Origin of the sequence: Shewanella sp. SG41-4 (assembly GCF_014164505.1) — a bacterium.
In the GTDB taxonomy this organism is placed as follows: domain Bacteria; phylum Pseudomonadota; class Gammaproteobacteria; order Enterobacterales; family Shewanellaceae; genus Shewanella.
This window is the reverse complement of sequence record NZ_JACJFI010000594.1, coordinates 1-1,368: the sequence shown is the minus strand read 5'-3', so window position 1 is coordinate 1,368 and position 1,368 is coordinate 1. Positions and strand designations below refer to the sequence as shown.

The 1,368-nt window shown below is 41.4% G+C and carries 1 protein-coding gene and 2 pseudogenes; all 3 read right to left on the bottom strand.

Going from position 1 to position 1,368, the window contains the following annotated elements:
* Window positions 1-293: pseudogene (locus tag H5202_RS22505) on the bottom strand (MSHA biogenesis protein MshP); the annotation flags it as partial.
* The gene (locus tag H5202_RS22500; RefSeq protein WP_182773982.1) at window positions 283-1,110 is read right to left on the bottom strand and encodes a PulJ/GspJ family protein; all 828 of its coding nucleotides are present in this window, start codon (window positions 1,108-1,110) and stop codon (window positions 283-285) included. The gene H5202_RS22500 and the pseudogene H5202_RS22505, both read right to left, overlap by 11 nt.
* Window positions 1,110-1,368, bottom strand: a pseudogene (locus tag H5202_RS22495) (MSHA biogenesis protein MshD); the annotation flags it as partial. The pseudogene H5202_RS22495 and the gene H5202_RS22500, both read right to left, overlap by 1 nt.

Sequence of the window (1,368 nt, the reverse complement as noted above, 5' to 3'; positions counted from 1 at the left end):
CAATTATGAAATCCAACTGCATTGCTTGGTGGTATCCATGTTGAGCTTACATTAGCGCAATTAGCTACTGTACCGTTAATTGGAAACAGTTGAGCTAACGCAGCATCGGCACCGCTATTAGCGCTAAATAATGCTCTGGTTCCCCACACCTCCATATTCACAGACTCATCTGCATCACCAACAATACGAATTAAACTCGCTGCAAGTAAAAACATCACCGTTAGCACAAATACACCAATAATTAGTGCGCTACCTTGTTGATAATGTTGGGTTAATTTCAGCTTAGGGAACATTCATCACCTGTACTTGATGTTGATATTGAAATGTTTCACCATTGACGCTAAATAGTGGCTGCAAATGCACTATAGCATTAGTCACCAGTGTCGATGGAGTCAAGATCACCGCGGGATTAACAGCTAAGGTATTAGTGACATTTTGTGCCATCAATACGCCATTGCCCATTGCTGCTGGTGCAGGCTGACTCACCTTATAACCATAGTTTTGGTACAGGCGCAGATCAACATTGCTAGCTGTATTAACAAAACAGTAGCTTAATGGGCTATCGGCAACAAACAAGCGTTTTAGCGGGGATGCCTCAGTAAATCGCACACTTTGAGTTAGTGTAATGGTGAGTTTATTGCTTACTTCAGCAACACTTTGCACTGTAAATCGCTTAGCGGTAGTCCCTAGAGGATTATAAATTTCGCTATTGGTTAAAGGGTAAATAAGCACTGACTGAGCAGCATTAATAGGACGGATACTTTTAATCGCTGTTAAGGTATTTGTAGCAGCTTGAGGCATAAATGGTGCATCAAGATAAGAGGTACTGGTCGAAATAGGCAGTAACTCCAAACACTGATAACTGCCATCGGTTGCAGTAAGTACACGCATACTATTAGGCACTGCGGCACGAATATCCCGAGTCATCCGCTCAATACCAAAACGACTTTGACTTAGCACTTGATCTACCGCACTTGATTCTACAAATATGCGAGTACCAAAAATAACAAAGCTACTTATCCCAACCACAATAATCCCTAGGATTAAAATGACAGTAACCATTTCTATTAAGGTAAAACCTGCTGTTTTCAATCTCCGATTTAAAGGCATTAGTAGTTACTCCTTACCGCTTGGTAAGTGATCACTTCATTGGCAGGCGTTGTTACCGCTACAGTAATTAATTTTTGTGCCTTGGTCGTAGAATCGAGATATGCCACTGAAACCAGCAATTGATAACGAGGATACGCTTGGGCATAAGTTTGGCTTGAGTCGAGCATATTACTTGTTTCATTTAACCCATGGTAATCATCGATATCGTTAAAGACATCACGACTTTCACCGTCTGTGCCTAATGCTGCTGTACAAGTC